This is a genomic window from Haloquadratum walsbyi C23, from assembly GCF_000237865.1.
GTDB classification, from domain to species: Archaea; Halobacteriota; Halobacteria; order Halobacteriales; family Haloferacaceae; genus Haloquadratum; species Haloquadratum walsbyi.
Genome location: NC_017459.1, coordinates 548310 through 564969, shown reverse-complemented (window position 1 = coordinate 564969; position 16660 = coordinate 548310). Strand labels below are relative to the sequence as shown.

Here is a 16660-nt window from a genome sequence, read left to right as displayed (position 1 = left end):
ATGTGATTATTTTTCCCTATCAGATTGAGACTCGGAGCCATCGTCAGCATCTCCGGCTAATTGTTCGTCTGCAGCGACCAACTCTTCAAACAGTGCGGTGGGGTCAGAAGCCGCATCGCTCATTCCAGAGGTGCTACCATGTTGCATCGAAAGACCAAGTCGGTCAGCTTGATCAGCGACATAATCTCGCATCTCAGGATAGCCCTCAAGTGCATCAGCCTCATTCCGAACACTCGTGACAAACTGACGAATCGTCTTTGGACGATGTTCACGAAGGCGGTCAAGAAAGTATTCCGTATCTGGGATAATCGCATCTGTGTTATCATCAACAACACTCTTAATCAATTGACGCTGGAGATCGGTTCCAAGAACACGGTCGGCAATCTCAGCCGGTGTGTATCCAACGGATGCCTCACCAAGACGATTATAATCAAGTTCGATAGCATCGTTTGCTGCTTGCAGGTCAGACAGTTCTGCTTCCCATACTTCACCCATCACTTCTGGACCGGGTTGTGGAATAAATTGCTGAAGTGGGAAGCGGCGTGCCGCAGCGGGATCGATGCTAAATGGCATATTTGTTGCACCAATAACTAATAGATTATCTTCAATCTTGTCTGTGCCCATCTCTTGGAGAAACGCATTTGTGAGCGAACGCTCATGCCGTTGTAAGTTATCATCACTTCGGTCGGCTACAAGCGTTTCAACTTCATCAAAAAATAGGACAGCAAACCCATTTTGTGCAGCACGATGTGCCTCTTCAAAGACTGCCTCAACTCGGCGTTCTGCCTCACCAGGGTACCGCGAGAGAATGTCACCACCTTTGACAGGAAGAAACTGCACTTCACCGTATTCAGACTCAATATTGGTATTATTCGCTGCTTCATACGCAATAGCCTCCGAAACAAGCGTTTTTCCACACCCGGGGGGACCATAGAGAAGTAACTGCCCCCCCCGAGCGCCGAAGTTCTCGCCATAACGTGTGATGACGCTCTCTCGTGTTTCTGGATCGAACAACGCAAGGAGCATTCGGGCTGTCTGTTTAATCTCAGTAAGACCGGCAACATCCTCTTCGAAGCTAACCGTTGGTTTTTCAGGGGAAATATCAATATCAACGTCCATCTCGCCCGCATCAGACGCTCTCGAAGGAGGAGGATTATTACCGGGAGTGGGAGGAGTTGCCCCTCCGGGGCTATTTCTTGCATCACCTGCCTGTGATTTTCGTGCTGCGGCCTCACTTTCATCAATAACCTCGATGTCTGTTTCATCCGTTATCATGACTGTTGGATAGCCCTGCGGAGTTGTCTCAACGATATCAAAAGAGACGAGATGTCCATCAAGCCTAGTCACTTCCTCAATACCATGATGAAGGAGAAATCGCTCAGAAGCAAGGTGCGTGGATAATTTATCAGCGTTAACATTATCATTAGCAATCACCGCTTCATCGCATGTCGGTACCTCACTGGTTCGAACATCGGTATGGATCCGGAATGGGAGGCTATGGTCAATACCACCAAACACTGAGGCAGCATTTTCATGTAGGTATACTGCATTTCGAAGGTCATTACTCATTACCTCCTGCTTTCGGTCAACGCGAAAATATGCTTTTGTCGTGCCGTGTTCAACTGCAATCAGATCTGTCGGTCCAATTTTACGCTTTTGAACGGTGATATGTGAGGTCGGTCGATCAGTCTTTGTCAATGGGTCAAGATTGAGTGTACTACTCATTGGTCGGTCCTCACGTCGATTCCTGTGAGTTGATTAACTGTCTGCACGGCAAACTCAGCCGGTTGCCGTGATGGGCGATCATACAATCGTCGGAGTCGCTCCTGTTTGGCAAGGTGTATTTTCAGGACAGTTCGCATCTCGGAAAGCGTATCAACGGCACTTCTCCATAATTGAGTAGCAACCGATTCTGGTGAAACATCATAGAGTCGGCTGATAATCTGTTCACACAGTGGAACAAGTGTGTCAAATCGATCAATAAGGGTTCGAATGACGGGTCGCCAGTTGTGCGCACCTGGACCATCGTCGGTGAGTGGAATCCGAAACTGTGAGTTCATCGGTGAGGTATGAACACGACGCGACCGACGCGCGCGCTGCTTTATACTTTCATTCAGTGCTTTAATCCGAAGGGATCCGTTCATCGAGAGGTGAGCAGCAAGAGTAGCAATCAATCCCTCATCGCGTTTGGACGGTGCTGTTGATACTCCAGAATGAGCAGACGCAGTGGTATCATCACCGCTATCATTATTACGCTCATCGGAGTTATCATAAGATGAAACGATCGTGTTGATGTCACTAATATGATTTGAATCCATCATATTCTGTTGCTCGCCAGAAAGGATTTCCTGAGTTATTTTATCAAGATCGACATTAGTTTTGTTATATTTTCTACTTTCGGTGTCGTCGGTCATGTCTGAGGTATCTTTGTTCGATTTTGTGTAGTCAGATACATTCACTTCGAGGGTGACGCTGTCACTGCGAGACAGCGTGGTGTAATCATCTCCCGGAACGAGCACTGGGAGTGGAGTCGCCTCGACAATAAGTGCATCAACTGTACTAAGTGTTGTGAGAAACTGACGTCCAGTTGCGATAAGAGAATCCGCGTTTAGCTGTCGCTGATTGAGCAGGTACTTACTGCGGAGCGTAAGTCGTCGTACACTGCCGAGAAGCGACTGAGCGTACATTACCTGGGATTAATTCCCTTGTTCGTAACTGGTCGTCCCAGTATCGGTGCTTGCTGTCTGTGCCATCTCTTCAGTTGACCCAGTTTGCTCAAGAATTGCGGAGGCGCGACCGATTGTATCTGTTTCTTCTGCGAGTGTATCGGCGTCCGAAACACCAGCAACCGCCGATGCAACACTTGAGAGTTTTTCAGCCATTTTCTTTGCCTGCTCGTAGTTTATTTCATCATTGACGCGATAAACCCGCTCAAGACGCGTAAGTTGCACCTCAAGTGCATCTTGCGTATCAGAGAGATTGCTCATATGCATTGAGAGTTTATTTGTCATCTCTTGGATTTCTTGATCAAGATCTCCACCAGCACCAACTGCATCAATCATCGACTCAAGATGGAACATTCGGTGTTCAAGTCGATCATATTCTGCTTGTTCATCAGCACTTAGATCTGAGCGATTGAGTTCACCGCCGTTCGTGACATTCATGAGTCGCTGTGCGACCTCCTTTTGATTTTGCTGATACTCGCGAAGTTTCCCAGAGACATCTACATTACCCATTTGTTCGCGGAGCTCAGCCTCAACTTCTTCAATCGTGTCGTTTGTCTCTTGAATTTTTGTGGTACATCCTTCGATAGCGGACATCCAATTAAGCAACATCGCTGTATCGTCATTATCGCCACTCTCGGTCGCAATCTCCGCTAGTGACTCCGGATCTGAAAGGACAACTACTTCTGAACCACTGTCGGCTTCTTGAAGCACCCCATTTGTGAGAAAGTAATCAACAATCGCCTCCGCTTGTTGCTCAGAATTAATTGGAACTGGAGAATCTGCATTGATCAGCGTTTCAACAACGTCATCTCGACCAATTGATCCGCCGGAACCAGACTCAAGATTCAAAGCTTCAGAAAGGTCTTGTTGAATAAGGCTTTTAATTACATCTCGAAATGTCGCATCAATATCATCTGTCTCTTTAAGTTCGCCAGAAAACCGGACTGGTTCTTGATGTTCTGCCTTCGGTTGTGCAATGATGTATTGATGGCCGCCCTGTTCTGTAATGGTAAAGTCGCTGTATGTTTGTGGCATGATGTTAAATTGGTTAATTTGACCACGTGGGTTTATCTGATATAGCTACTCGGGATAATAGATCTGTTATGTGATATATTGAGGTACAGTTTCATATTAGTCCATGCTTATACGTCACTCTCAACGGAGAACCGCTCATTGACCAGTGTATCAAATTTCTCCTTGATATGCTCACGTAGATGCTGATTGACTGGCTGTGAATCTGTTACTTCAATCGATTCAATCTGTGGATACCCATGGTCACGATACGCACTTGGACTCGGTGGTTGTTGTTCACTCTCAATATCATCGCGTATCTGCGTCGCCCGGCGAGTTACATAAATTTCGAACTGTTCAGAATCGATTGCTAATTTTCTATCAACAGTAAGTCCATTATTCGCTGCTATGTGTTCACGAACTAATTCAAGCAGTTCGGATGTATCACCATGTGAAAGATGTTTGAGAACATCAAAGCGGTCATTGATCTCATTCTCAATTACTTGTTGGAATTCAGAAAGTGGAAGAATCCCAATATCGCCGAATTCTTCAATCGAATCTTCACTGACTGCATTTGCAAGATGAGCAGCATAATCGTCGAGTGCACTTTTGACAACATATTCATCATCAATATCGGCAATGAAGTCATTCTTCTCAAAAAATCGAATGACATCGCTCGTCGCAGCAACGTCAATAACTCGTTCTAAGTCCGTGTGAGATATCGTGCCATGTTCTGCTTCTTCATTTAGACGTGAGTCAACACTCGCATCGCCTGAGGTTTCATCTTTCAATCGGGGACCGCTGACATAATAAGCACGCTCACCGGCAGCAATCCGCCGGATATAATCCTCATTCGCAAGTTCAGATGCAAAAAAGTCAACATCAGCAGGGGCGATATCAAATCGTGATTCGATTGTTTGTTTATTCACGACAAAATCGTATGTAAAAATACTCTTCAATTCATCACTCACCCGATAACCTTCGCGTGAATTGAACGAGTTAAAATAATACACACCATTTCGTCGACGTTCAAATCCATTTCTGCCAGTATCGTCTTGTAACGTCTGTTTAATATCGGATAATGACACGGTACCTGCGGTTCTCAGACCCGTCTCGGCACTTTCATACTCCGTTTGGATATACTCTTTATGATCATTAACATACAGGAAGCCGTAGTTATCCAAGGCTACGTCCCGGCAAATATCCTGTATTGTCTCTGCATCAACGGGACGAATCATATAGATGTCTTATTGTCCGCATTACTAAATGTTGTCCTAGAATACACTAATCTTCTATAAATTTCGGTTGTCTCCAGTTAATGACCGATAGTATAAGTGGTCGGCGTACTTCTCAGACACATATGAAATCGATGTTTACGAATATCGACCCGCTAACGAAGATACAATATGGACTGATGGTCGTTTTTGGAACACTGACAGCTGCGGTCTCATTTGCGCCACTTGGAATGGAGCTCCGAATCATGGGCGCTGGAACTCTATTTGGCGTCACAGTTGGACTGTGGCTTTCGCATCTGTTGACAATGACATATACTGCAACACAAACACTCCGACAGGGAGCAGGTTCAAACGCATGAGTAGCGAGCAGCAAGGGCCAGCACAGCAACTTATGGACGAAGGTGCCGGACCTAACTTTGCAGCCTTTCTTTTGACTGTTGGTGGCGTTACCGTCCTCTTTATTGCGATTTTTATCTTCGCATTTCCTGGAACAATCGGTCGGTTCTTCGCAGCAGCCGTTGTCACTGTCACCATCATTACTTTGATGTTAGGAATGGTATTAGACCTTCTCGGTTACTTCGGATCACGAGCTAGTATTCTCGTGGAATCAGAAGAAGAGCAGACAGCAAGTGGAGTTCCAGACAGCGTTTCGCGAAAGCCGAATAAGCCCTTGCCGAAACAGATCAATTTTGATAGTGAAATAAAAACATTGCAGGAGTACTTTGATGGCGAACTGCCCTCGCAAATGAATTCATTCCTTACCGAATATGAGCAATTAAAGAAGTCAACGAGTAATCGAAAGGTTACTGCGGGGAGTCTCCGAGCAGCACTGAATCCGGTGCAGACAATTGTTGATGATAGCGAGATGGAAGAACTCGTCGAGGACATGGGCGATCGGCTATTTAGATATATTAAATCCGATCCAGTCGACAACATTGTTGTCAGCGAATACGCGTTCTATCAAGACGGCAATCAAAAATCAGTTGAGGCACTCCAAGCTGAAAAAGCGCGTATTAGAGCAACTGTCCATAATCAAGGAGAGGGGGCAAAAGCTGAAGTGGCTGTCCAGTTTAAAAATACTGATGATGTACCAGTGAAGACTGCGTACTTACCGGTTGGAAATCTTGTTCCTGAAGGGCGGAAGGATCTCGATACAAATGTGTATATCCCATCACTAGCGACTGAAGCTGATGTGTTTGTCATCCGGGCAACGCCTGACACTGAAGTATTGACGATGTGAATTATACCTGGTGATTCGTGCTTCTTCGCTGAAATAGATGCAATCAGAAGCGACACATAACTAACTGCGGAAGGTATGTAACGATGTTGAGAGTAGTCAAGAGGACGTGTCAACTAATCGTCTAAACCAATAATAATTAAGCATATCAAAACTTGAACTATTGTATCTGATGGATTTGTATCTCTCCTTGTAATAGACCATGCAATTGAATGTAATATCTTGCGTAAATTCAGGAGCAAAAGCGGTTGTAAATACCGAGAGATATACATATATCACTGAACAGACCCAGTGTAAATCAATCAGAACGCAAATTTTGCGGAAGATTCTGACAACCACGGTGACTCGCGTAGAGAGGCGGTATCCCTGGAGTTTCTAATCGGAGTAGAATATCAAATATGATAGTAATAATGGGAATATATGACTGAAGATCATTTGGAAGCGACGGTTAGCCTTCGAGGAGTGATTGTTGCCCCTGATAAGGAAGTGCTCATTATGGCTCGTTCTAGCGATGGTGAATGGGAACTGCCAGGTGGACGGTTGGGGAGACATGAGGACGCCGTCGATGGAGTACATCGTGAGATTACCGAAGAGACCGGACTTGATGCGACAATCGGACAACCCGTCCATGCCGTTGCATGGCGGAATGACGACGATTGTGGTCGGTTTGCTGTATATTATGATTGTACTGTCAATTCCAAGGAAGTGCAGTTGAGTCATGAACACACCGATGCGACGTGGCTCTCACCGACCGCCGCAAAGAATCAGGTGAGTGAGGCTCAGCGCACAGCTATCAATATCGTTGCGACTGGACAAGGTCAGTGCACAGCAATCAGTACTGAAGAATCACGTAGTGTTGATTCACCGGCAGAATCCGAATCAAGTGTTGAATCAGATCCTGAAGCAGATATCGGTCCAGAGCCTGAACGTTCGTCATGAGTAGTAACGAAAATGCAATCACTGCGCTTGATACAGAGACAGTTCGACAGATTGCTGCTGGTGAGGTTGTAGAGCGTCCAGCGTCAGTTGTCAAAGAACTTATAGAAAACAGTCTTGACGCTGATGCAACACGTATTTCTGTTGCTGTTGAGTCAGGAGGAGCAGACGGAATTCGTATTCGCGATGACGGTATTGGAATGGATGAGGATGCTGTTCAGCGTGCAATCAAAGAGCATACGACGAGTAAGATCGACGATATCAATGATCTTGCGTCCGGTGTTGGGACATTAGGGTTCCGTGGTGAAGCATTGTACACAATCAGTGCGGTCTCAAAGATGACAATCCGGACAAAACCACGCGATGGCAATCGAGGCACTGAACTCCATATCGAAGGTGGAACCGTCGTTGACGTTGAAGCTGCAGGCTGTCCAGAGGGAACAGTAGTCGAGATACGCGATTTATTTTTCAATACACCTGCACGACGAAAGTTCCTCAAGACCACCGCGACGGAATTCGACCATATCAACACGGTCGTTACCCACTATGCGCTTGCAAATCCGGATGTTGCAATTACACTTGAACATAATGATCGTGAGGTATTTGCTACAACCGGGCGGGGAAATCTTGAGTCGGCGGTATTATCAGTGTATGGGCGAGAGGTCGCAGAGTCGATGATATCGATTACTACCGGAGATATCGAAAGTGACCGTATTACAGCGATTGAGGGGTTGATTTCACATCCAGAGACAACACGAAGCACACGGCAATATCTTTCGACATTTATTAATGGACGGTATGTGGAAGCACGTGCGCTGCGAGAGGCGATTATCAATGCATACGGTGACCAGTTGGCTGCGAATCGATATCCATTCGCTCTGTTGTTTCTTGATATTGACCCAGGATCAATTGATGTCAATGTCCATCCACGCAAGATGGAAGTACGATTTGATAATGAGACCGGTGTTCGAGATGCTGTCACAAATGCAATACGTGAGGCATTATTATCCGCCGGGCTGATTCGCTCACGAGCACCTCGTGGACAAAGTGCACCTGCAGAGACCGAGATTACTCAGTCATCGCCTGATGTGACAACAAAGAGTGCTAATGATGACACTAACGTCGATAATAATGAAATAACTGAGACGTCAGTTCATACAAGCGCAGAAAAGTCGGAGCCAAATAATAATATCAAAAATACAACCCAAGCCCAATCAGATGCCGAAGATGAGAGGACAGACATAACAAAGAGTGATGTCGGCGACAAAGATCAACAAAGAGAGACGTCGATTGATTCAAGCCGTGATACAACAGTAGAGGGTGCAGATGTAGATAGTGAAACAGCACGCCACGTTGACCCGAGAAGCGACGCTGCATGGACAGTTGATAATAATCGTCGGAGTGAAGATGCCGATATTGATTCATCAATAAATCAGCAGTCATCGCAATCATCTGAGACTATTGAAGCAAGCACTCCCAATGCAACTGCTGATACAACCGTTCAGAGCCAGTCGAAATCAACTGAAGATGTTGATAACGGTCATAAAGGCGCTGGAGAGGAATGTGATGCTGTCGTTTCGGGTAATAACCATAATAAAAACCAATCAGAAAAAGCCGATCCGAACGACAGTGTCAATGAGCAATCGGTGCAGCATGACCTCGGTGGAGATGTGGCAACTCTTGAACCGACTGTTGAATCACTTCCATCGCTGCGAATTCTTGGACAGATCGATGAAACATACATTATTGCAGAGTCAGACGATGGACTCGTGCTTATTGACCAGCATGCTGCTGATGAGCGGATCAATTATGAGCAACTTCAAGCGACACTTGCTGAGACGGTGACAACACAAGCGCTCGCCGAACCAGTTAAAATCGAACTTACTGCTGGTGAGTCCGCTCAAGTTGAGGAGTATGCCGATGCGCTTGAACGAGTCGGCTTCCGCGTTACAGACGGTGATGGTGATAATATTGTCGTCACTGCAGTCCCTGCAGCCTTTGCATCAGCTCTTGACCCGGCACTGGTTCGTGATGTGCTCGCTGAGACAGCCGAATCTCTCAACAGTCATGATAGAAGTGAAACAATTAAGACATTAACTGATGATATTCTCGCCGATCTTGCATGCTATCCATCATTGACTGGAAACACAGCACTCACTGAGGGATCAACGGTTAATTTGCTTGAACAACTTGACACATGCGAAAATCCATATGCCTGTCCGCACGGTCGACCGGTTCTTATTGAATTTGATCGTACTGAGCTTGATGCGCGATTTGAGCGTGATTACCCAGGACACAAAGATCGTCGATTAGAATGAGTATTAACGGATGATTTCACAGAATAACACTATTGTAGTACCATCCGAGAACGGGAATATATGAGCGAATCTAACATGGGCAAGACAGCGGATGTGGATAGCAGTACAGACGCGAGTGTGGACACCGCTCTTGATATTGTGACAATTGGCGAGACCATGCTTCGGTTGTCACCACCACCCGGTGTTCGGATTACTCAAGCAAATGAATTTGATGTTCATGTGGGTGGGGCAGAAAGTAATGTTGCTGCGGTGGCGTCACAACTTGGATGCCAGACTGGTTGGATATCAAAACTTCCTGCATCACCACTTGGACGTCGTATTACCACAGCGCTTCAGAGTTATGATGTTGAACTTGATATCATATGGGATCATGATGATGACGGCCGAGTTGGAACCTACTATTTTGAACCCGGGGGAAAGCCTCGGGGTGATACGGTGCAGTATGACCGAGCAGGGTCATCAGTAACGACACTGACTACTGCAGAAATATCTCTTGAAATGATTAAGTCAGCGTCAATATGTTATGTGAGTGGAATTACACCAGCTCTATCTGAAACATTACAGACGACAGTCGAAACAGTTCTACAGATAGCGCAGTCAGCTGGGACGAAAACTGCATTTGACCTCAATTATCGCTCAAAGTTGTGGAACACTACTATGGCAAAAAACGCATATCAATCACTGCTCCCAGATGTAGATATTCTCATTGGAGCAGAGCGTGATGTCAATACATGTTTAGATCGGAGTGCTGACCCGGAATCAATTGTCCGTGATCTTGCATCGACATTTAATCTTGAGACGGTTATTTTGACAAGAGGAAAGAACGGTGCAGTTGCTTTATGTAATGATACCGTTTTTGAACAACCAGTATACGACGCTAAAACGATTGATGCAGTCGGAACTGGTGATGCCTTCGTCGGGGGGTTTCTTACGCAAAAACTCAACGATGGTCATAATGGTACTACTTGTAGCAATATTGAACATGCATTAGCGACCGGTGCTGCGACCGCGGCACTAAAACGGACGATTAAGGGAGATATAGCTGCCATTACACCAGCGGAGGTAGCAGCTGTTCGTGATACAGACACTACGGAGGGAATTTCACGATGATAATTACGTGTTATCCATGAATAAATATAGATATAGATACAGCACACCCAGCATTTTTTTAATTTATTTCCTCCCGGTTATTCCTCACTTCGATATTTTGAGGCTTCAGGAGTTTTCATATCTCTGTTAGCTTTATCAATACCGAGACTGGTTATCCGGCGGATAGCATAGAGAGCACCGATAAGCGAAACGAGCAATAGCGTAAATGATGCCGCAGCAATGAATGCTTGCTGCACAGATTCATATTCTGATGGTCGATAACTGATTACTTTTCGTGCAATGGCGATGAGTGCAGCGTTAATCACAATCCGAACAACTGGTTCACGTCGACTAGACGCAACAACAGTCTCAAACACCTCAACGATAATCAACAGTACTAAAACTGTATCAATAAGGTCGATAAGGCTGTTTGGGTCGGTGAATGCGCCTGAATTAATGAGTTCGTACAGTGAAATCCCGAGATCAAAGACGCCAATCGCAAATAGTACGACAAGGAAATATGCCGCACCGAGTTCAAGCCACTGCATCACTCCTTCTGATCGACTTGCCCACGCGTCAACTGACACGTCAGCACAATCGGGCGGCCATTATGTAGTCATTTCGGCGTTACTGTCAGACGAAGAGTATAAATATATCATAAATATGTGAAAATAAATATTGGATTTTCACCAGTGTTCCCTGATCATGAATACAATATGGTGAGCATTCCACCCAGAGGGACGTAGTTAACCCGTGACCTCAAGATAATCCATCATATATCTATCTGCATGGGTTTGACGACGACAGCGCGATATCGGGTTCTTGGCTATCCACATGAGTCGACTCAGCTCGTCCTTATTGCATGTGATGAGACGGATGAGGAGCTACAAGATTCAAGCGTAAACGCAGATGCACATGAGACGGATACCGATGGTAATAATATGATGATAGATGAAGAGACATCGCAACATGATGCTAACGCAGTATCAATCGATAAGTTTGAACCAGTATATATTGATATAAACGCACATGATACCGCAATTCAATCAGCGGTTGATACACTTGCCGCTGGATATCTCATCGAGGCAACGATTAAATGGACAGTTGACGGTCCACAAATCGCTGCAGTCGATATAATCGCTGAGACTGAATTTATATTTTATGAGGATATAACTGGAATCTTTGAAGCAGCGACATCGACATGGAATAATGCAGTTGCTGAAGGTGAGGGAATGGGAAGTCGATTGACGCGTGGAACTGACGCAAAGCCAAATGGCGCATTATATGTATTCGCTAAACAACAGGGCGCTCGGAATCTCATCAGGGAATTTCAAACCGGCATAACGCCGCTTGAGCCACTAATTCGTCGAATTGATGAAGAGGAGGCTGCGTCCGTATCTGTGTCGCCTGAGTCAACACAACCACGTGCTGTTTTTATTCTTGAACCGGCAACCAAATCGTTCGTAATCGTATATGTGGTGTTTCGGCGTGATGGTATGCTTGCCGGAACTCTTCATTCAACGTATGGAGAAGATGCCAACGGGGGGGCGAATAATCACGATGGATCCAAGACCGCACCCTCGGGCCCACTTCGGTTTGATCAATCAAAATAGTATATCTCACTCGATATTCGAGTTTGCATCTGTTTCGATGTCTGATGGAAGTTTCGTCGTACACCATGGGCAAAAATCAATGTCAGTATCAAGATCACGACTGCAGTTTGGACATGATGGCGGTCCATCACCAGTGTCTGAATCGGGGAGAGACCCGGCCGTGGATGGGTCATCCCATGAGCGTTGGTCGTTTCGAGCGAGTACGTATGCATCAGCAACACTTGCGAGTGCAACGCCAATGGCAGGGGCAAATGTGCTGATATCACTATTGGCGCTCCAGATTGTCTGAATCGCCTCTGGTGGAATAAAAAGCGCTGAGACGGCGATAGTCGCTGCGAACCAACCAATTCCGCGAACCCACCGCCGGAGGTAGATATGCCCAAGCCCAGTGGCAAGCATACCAAGAAGGAGCACAACCCATGGTCGTCTTGGACGTCTCTGTGCCATGTCGGCTATCAATTGATACAGCTCATTAGCTCTTATGAGTTCGAACAGGGATACAACTACATCAAATATATTCTAGGGAATCAGTTATTGTCCGGTAAAGGGGATGGCTGAGTTATTGATCCCGTCGTCCACTACCAATGAGTCGCTGTGTAAGTGAGCGCTCGTGTGGACGTTCTGCAAGAACTACACTGGCGTCAACTTTGTTTACGACCTGCATGTGTAATGAATTCGAAAGTAATCGGGAGAGAAGTCCCTGCTCGGTTGCCCCAAGCATCACCATTGTGCTTTCCTTCGCTTCACGCTCGATTGCTGCCTCAACGTCACCGGTGACATCAACAATTCGTTCGGCATCGCTGATATCATGTGTCTCAGCCCAATCATCAAGGAACTGCTCACCTGCAGCCCGTTCATCTGGATTATCAACAACAGTGAGGAGCGAAAGTGTTGATTTACCGGTCTCTTGAAGCGCATGCGCCGTTTCCGCAGCGAGTGCTGCGTCAGGACCACCAACAGTTGGAAGAAGCACATCAGAGCAATCAAGCCCACGGTCGTTTGCAATTAAAAAGTCACAGGGTAGGCGATTGGTAAGTTCATCAATTGGTCGTTCCGCTCGCGCACTATTCCATAGCTTCTCTTCACCCCACCCCATAACGACCATATCTGGGCGGGTTCGTGCGGCGAAGTCAAAGATTTCCTCAAATGATCGCGGTGAGACGATTGTTGACGATTCAAAACTGGCGTTGCGCTGATCAACAATAGACTCAATCCCATCAAGTAACTGTTCAGATTGCGCTGTAATTTCATCTCGACGATCGTGTTCGTGGTCAAGAACGAGATTTTTGTCCGCTTGAATCACATGGACAACATGAACACGACCGTTATCCCGTGCTGATGCGAGTCGAGCGGCAAGTTCAACCAGCTCAGTCTCTGTTCGAGGGTTTGCAATGGGGACAAGTACACGAAACGAATCAGGATCGCGAGTAAAGTTCTCAAGTGTATCAATGACAGGGACATATGATCTCCCAGCGACATTTCCAAGCAACATCTCCCGAGAGGACAGCCGTCGGACATTGGTAAATTGATCAATCTCAAGTCGACGTTCACTCGTTTGATAATAATTGACTACAGTGACAAGTAAGACCCCACCAATGGTATTGCCAAGTAGAACGGGAAGGACAAATCCGCCAAAGCCGGCAATGACTCCGACACCTCCATGTGCAATAAGGAATACAGCCTCAGTAAATGAAACCACAACATGGAACAGATCACCCAATGGGATCGCTAAGAACGCAATGTAAACAACAAAAAGCCGAGAAATGGTTTCCTGAGCGGCAAAATCAAGCCAGACGACACCAGCAACAATGAATCCTGCAAACGCCGCTTTGAAGAACAATTGCTCTGGAGGTGTTGAAATACCCTTTTGCGCGATATCAACAGCAACCGAAGTCGCTTCAGGGCTAAAGACACCACCGTAAGCTAATGCAAGCGCCCCAATTCCACCGCCGAGGAAGTTCCCAATTAGTACAATACTCCAGTGTCGAAGTAATGTCGGAACCGATGAGAGTCGTTCAAGCGTTAGTGCAACAGGTGGGAGTGTATTTTCGGTATACAGTTGATACCCACCAATAATGATATAAATAAATCCAAGTGGGTATAATAATGCGGCGACTAGTGGTGTCTCGGTTGTCGCCGACATTGATGCATACACTAAGAAGGTAATTGTAATTGCGAATCCAGCCGCCAGGGCGCTGAAAAACAATTCACGAACGCTTGAAGTAACCTCATGATCAGCATCAGCGACAATTCGTTGAAAGACTTCGTCTGAAGAGAACCGCTCAGGCACCACCTCACCCTGCTTTGGAATACCGTCATCAGTCTCATTATCAACCTGTGATTGCGCGGTGGGACGTGAATCAGCCATAGTATATATTTATAATTGGTGAGATAGTGATGAAGCGGTACTCAGAATCAATTGATACGGGCGGGGTAAGATTATCGAGGTGCAATGTACTTGTTGGCTTTCGGATGTTATGTATCTGTTTTATTTATCAAAGGATTATTACTTAGCGATCGTTGCACATATCGACTACATTCCGAGAGATGACATCCGGTCACGATCGAAGTCGTGAGGTTCTTTTGATACGATTTTTACACATATATAGTCCGTAGTATTCAAAGCAACATTTCAAATTGACCCGATACTCTGGTTCTGGTCTGCATGCTCATATTCTTCATTGGGCATTGTCTCTACAAGGGCGAGCTATGATGTGTCCACCAAGATCTTGATTGGTATTGTTATGATTATGATTGTAGTTGTGATATTGCTTCTGGAGGTTGATTACTCTTTCAGTGATAATCTTATCTGAGAGTAAAATATACACGTTTGTCGTCTGATGTACCACCAGCAATATCAATTCATCATCATGCCCCAGAAATTGATTGGGATATTTATATTTTGATTTTTACATGGATTGAGACGTATATCTATGATGCCGTATTACTGACCACAGGGGGAATTAACATGAATATATACACATGCATCATATAGCATATTTCGTGAATTATATATATTTATAATAACATTCGACAAGATATAACCCGGTAATGCTTTACAATTGGGTGAGAATGATTCGCGTATACGATGCGATTACCAGAGACTCGGGACCTTTTTGTTCGCGAATTAGAGTTTCCGACCTCCTGTGAGACGGTTATTGAATTGATTGGTGAGCAGGAACTTGAAGCACCGAACGGTGATGATGAAAGTATCGAAGCCATCCTTGGACGATCCGGGGTTGAACAATTTACACATGCAGATGAGTTGTATGACACATTATTGACTTGTGTTGGTGATGCTTTCATTGGACGGAAGTACTACGATGACCGAAGCGGAATCTCCTCAAACACAGATGATGATGAGATTGTCCATTTTTAAATTAGAATTAACATGTCTATAACAATTATTGCTGGTGTCCCCGGAGTTGGACTGTCAACGCTTGTGCGAACAGCACGTCGCCAGCTTACTGATGAGTATCAATTGATCAACTTTGGTGATGTGATGCTTGAGCAGGCTGCTATGGACGACCTTGCGACAAGCCGGGCTGAGCTTGGTAAGCTTGAGCGTCGGGAGACGCTACGGTTGCAGCGTCGTGCGAGTGAGTATGTTGCTGATGCAACACAAGAGATGTCTGTGTTATTGACAACGCATCTGGCTGTCAGGACTGACGCTGGATACCTTCCAGGGCTTCCTGATGATGTTCTCCGCGAGTTAGCCCCAGATCAGTTTGTACTGGTTGAAGCGCAGGTAGGAACAATACAGACTCGCCGTGAAAAAAGCGAGCGTACGTATGGGTCCACAAGTGACGTAACGATTGAATTTGAACAGGATCTCAATCGGACGGCTGGAATGCAATATGCAAGTTCGGTGAATGTTCCAATCCACCTCGTTGAGAATGAAGATGACGTCAATGAGGCTGCAACAGAACTCATCAAGATGATATAAGAGTGATGACGATGCAGCGCTCACAGGCACAAACACGGTTTGAGATATCAACAAAAGATCAACTGTCGGTCACAGATATCACGGCGCAAGTCCATGCCGCTGTACCAGATGACCTGACGGGCATCATAACAGTGTTTGTTGAACATACAACCGCTGCTATAACCGTGAATGAAGCCGAGAAACGACTACAAAGTGACTTTGAGACAGCACTTAATGAACTCATTGATGATACTGGTTGGCGGCATAATGAAATTGATGGAAACGCTGATTCGCATATCCGTGCGATGCTCATTGGAGCGAGCGCAACAATTCCGATCGAAGACGGTGAACTCACAACGGGCACATGGCAATCAGTCCTTCTGATTGAGTGCGACGGTCCCCGAACACGAACAGTGAGTGTCACAGCTACGCCAGCTGTGAATAGCCACACCTAGTCGAAGTAGCGTGAGATCAGTACCTCAGCAGCCTGTGACTGCATGCGGTATGAACGATTAAGTTGCTGATGAGTCTTCAGTAATTGCATTTGATAAACGACGAAGTCGCGTCCAG

Annotated in this window: 16 protein-coding genes; 9 read left to right on the top strand and 7 right to left on the bottom strand. The window is 45.8% G+C overall.

Annotated features, from left to right (window positions below; all coding sequences use genetic code 11):
* Window positions 1-6: 6 nt before the first annotated feature.
* The 4 genes from HQRW_RS02550 to HQRW_RS02535 all read right to left on the bottom strand — a co-directional run bounded on the left by HQRW_RS02550 (window position 7) and on the right by HQRW_RS02535 (window position 4975).
* Window positions 7-1725, bottom strand: a complete 1719-nt coding sequence (locus tag HQRW_RS02550) for an ATP-binding protein (RefSeq protein WP_014555335.1) — start codon at window positions 1723-1725, stop codon at window positions 7-9.
* Complete coding sequence (locus HQRW_RS02545; protein WP_014555334.1) at window positions 1722-2687, bottom strand: hypothetical protein; 966 nt, start codon at window positions 2685-2687, stop codon at window positions 1722-1724. The genes HQRW_RS02550 and HQRW_RS02545 overlap by 4 nt, the downstream gene beginning before the upstream one ends.
* 9 nt (window positions 2688-2696) lie before the next feature.
* Entirely contained in the window at window positions 2697-3761 is a 1065-nt protein-coding gene (locus HQRW_RS02540) for a hypothetical protein (protein WP_014555333.1), read from the bottom strand.
* Window positions 3762-3868: 107 nt separating this feature from the next.
* Window positions 3869-4975 (bottom strand): hypothetical protein, encoded by a 1107-nt coding sequence (locus HQRW_RS02535; protein WP_014555332.1) that lies wholly within the window; start codon window positions 4973-4975, stop codon window positions 3869-3871.
* A 122-nt stretch (window positions 4976-5097) separates the two neighbouring features.
* Between HQRW_RS02535 and HQRW_RS02530 the strand changes: the two genes are divergently transcribed.
* The 5 genes from HQRW_RS02530 (at window position 5098) to kdgK1 (ending at window position 10573) form a co-directional block, all read left to right on the top strand.
* On the top strand, window positions 5098-5331 hold the full coding sequence (locus tag HQRW_RS02530) for a hypothetical protein (protein WP_014555331.1): 234 nt from the start codon (window positions 5098-5100) through the stop codon (window positions 5329-5331).
* Window positions 5328-6212, top strand: a complete 885-nt coding sequence (locus HQRW_RS02525) for a hypothetical protein (RefSeq protein ID WP_014555330.1) — start codon at window positions 5328-5330, stop codon at window positions 6210-6212. The genes HQRW_RS02530 and HQRW_RS02525 overlap by 4 nt, the downstream gene beginning before the upstream one ends.
* A 417-nt stretch (window positions 6213-6629) precedes the next feature.
* Window positions 6630-7148: an NUDIX hydrolase gene (locus HQRW_RS02520; RefSeq protein ID WP_014555329.1), complete on the top strand. Its 519-nt coding sequence runs from the start codon at window positions 6630-6632 to the stop codon at window positions 7146-7148.
* Window positions 7145-9463, top strand: a complete 2319-nt coding sequence (gene mutL, locus HQRW_RS02515) for a DNA mismatch repair endonuclease MutL (RefSeq protein ID WP_014555328.1) — start codon at window positions 7145-7147, stop codon at window positions 9461-9463. Before HQRW_RS02520 ends, mutL begins: the two co-directional genes overlap by 4 nt.
* A gap of 75 nt (window positions 9464-9538) precedes the next feature.
* Window positions 9539-10573 carry a bifunctional 2-dehydro-3-deoxygluconokinase/2-dehydro-3-deoxygalactonokinase gene (kdgK1, locus tag HQRW_RS02510; RefSeq protein ID WP_049891574.1) on the top strand — a complete coding sequence of 345 codons (1035 nt, stop codon included), beginning with the start codon at window positions 9539-9541 and terminating at the stop codon, window positions 10571-10573.
* Between the two features lie 77 nt (window positions 10574-10650).
* Here kdgK1 and HQRW_RS02505 read toward each other — a convergent pair whose 3' ends face one another.
* A complete protein-coding gene (locus HQRW_RS02505) occupies window positions 10651-11139 on the bottom strand; it encodes a phosphate-starvation-inducible PsiE family protein (RefSeq protein ID WP_011570736.1) in 489 nt (162 codons plus the stop codon).
* A gap of 201 nt (window positions 11140-11340) precedes the next feature.
* On the opposite strand from HQRW_RS02505, the gene HQRW_RS02500 reads away from it, so the two are divergent.
* Window positions 11341-12165 carry a DUF6663 family protein gene (locus HQRW_RS02500; protein WP_014555326.1) on the top strand — a complete coding sequence of 275 codons (825 nt, stop codon included), beginning with the start codon at window positions 11341-11343 and terminating at the stop codon, window positions 12163-12165.
* 6 nt (window positions 12166-12171) lie between these two features.
* Here HQRW_RS02500 and HQRW_RS02495 read toward each other — a convergent pair whose 3' ends face one another.
* Window positions 12172-12612: a DUF7575 domain-containing protein gene (locus tag HQRW_RS02495; protein ID WP_014555325.1), complete on the bottom strand. Its 441-nt coding sequence runs from the start codon at window positions 12610-12612 to the stop codon at window positions 12172-12174.
* A gap of 112 nt (window positions 12613-12724) precedes the next feature.
* On the bottom strand, window positions 12725-14533 hold the full coding sequence (locus HQRW_RS02490; RefSeq protein WP_014555324.1) for a formate/nitrite transporter family protein: 1809 nt from the start codon (window positions 14531-14533) through the stop codon (window positions 12725-12727).
* Between the two features lie 720 nt (window positions 14534-15253).
* On the opposite strand from HQRW_RS02490, the gene HQRW_RS02485 reads away from it, so the two are divergent.
* Genes HQRW_RS02485 through HQRW_RS02475 form a run of 3 tightly spaced genes read left to right on the top strand, consistent with a single transcriptional unit; the run spans window position 15254 to window position 16545 of the window.
* Window positions 15254-15544 carry a DUF5789 family protein gene (locus HQRW_RS02485; RefSeq protein ID WP_011570732.1) on the top strand — a complete coding sequence of 97 codons (291 nt, stop codon included), beginning with the start codon at window positions 15254-15256 and terminating at the stop codon, window positions 15542-15544.
* Window positions 15545-15556: 12 nt separating this feature from the next.
* Window positions 15557-16111 (top strand): adenylate kinase, encoded by a 555-nt coding sequence (locus HQRW_RS02480; RefSeq protein WP_014555323.1) that lies wholly within the window; start codon window positions 15557-15559, stop codon window positions 16109-16111.
* Window positions 16112-16122: 11 nt separating this feature from the next.
* Window positions 16123-16545, top strand: a complete 423-nt coding sequence (locus HQRW_RS02475; RefSeq protein ID WP_014555322.1) for a secondary thiamine-phosphate synthase enzyme YjbQ — start codon at window positions 16123-16125, stop codon at window positions 16543-16545.
* The last annotated feature ends 115 nt before the right edge of the window (window positions 16546-16660 follow it).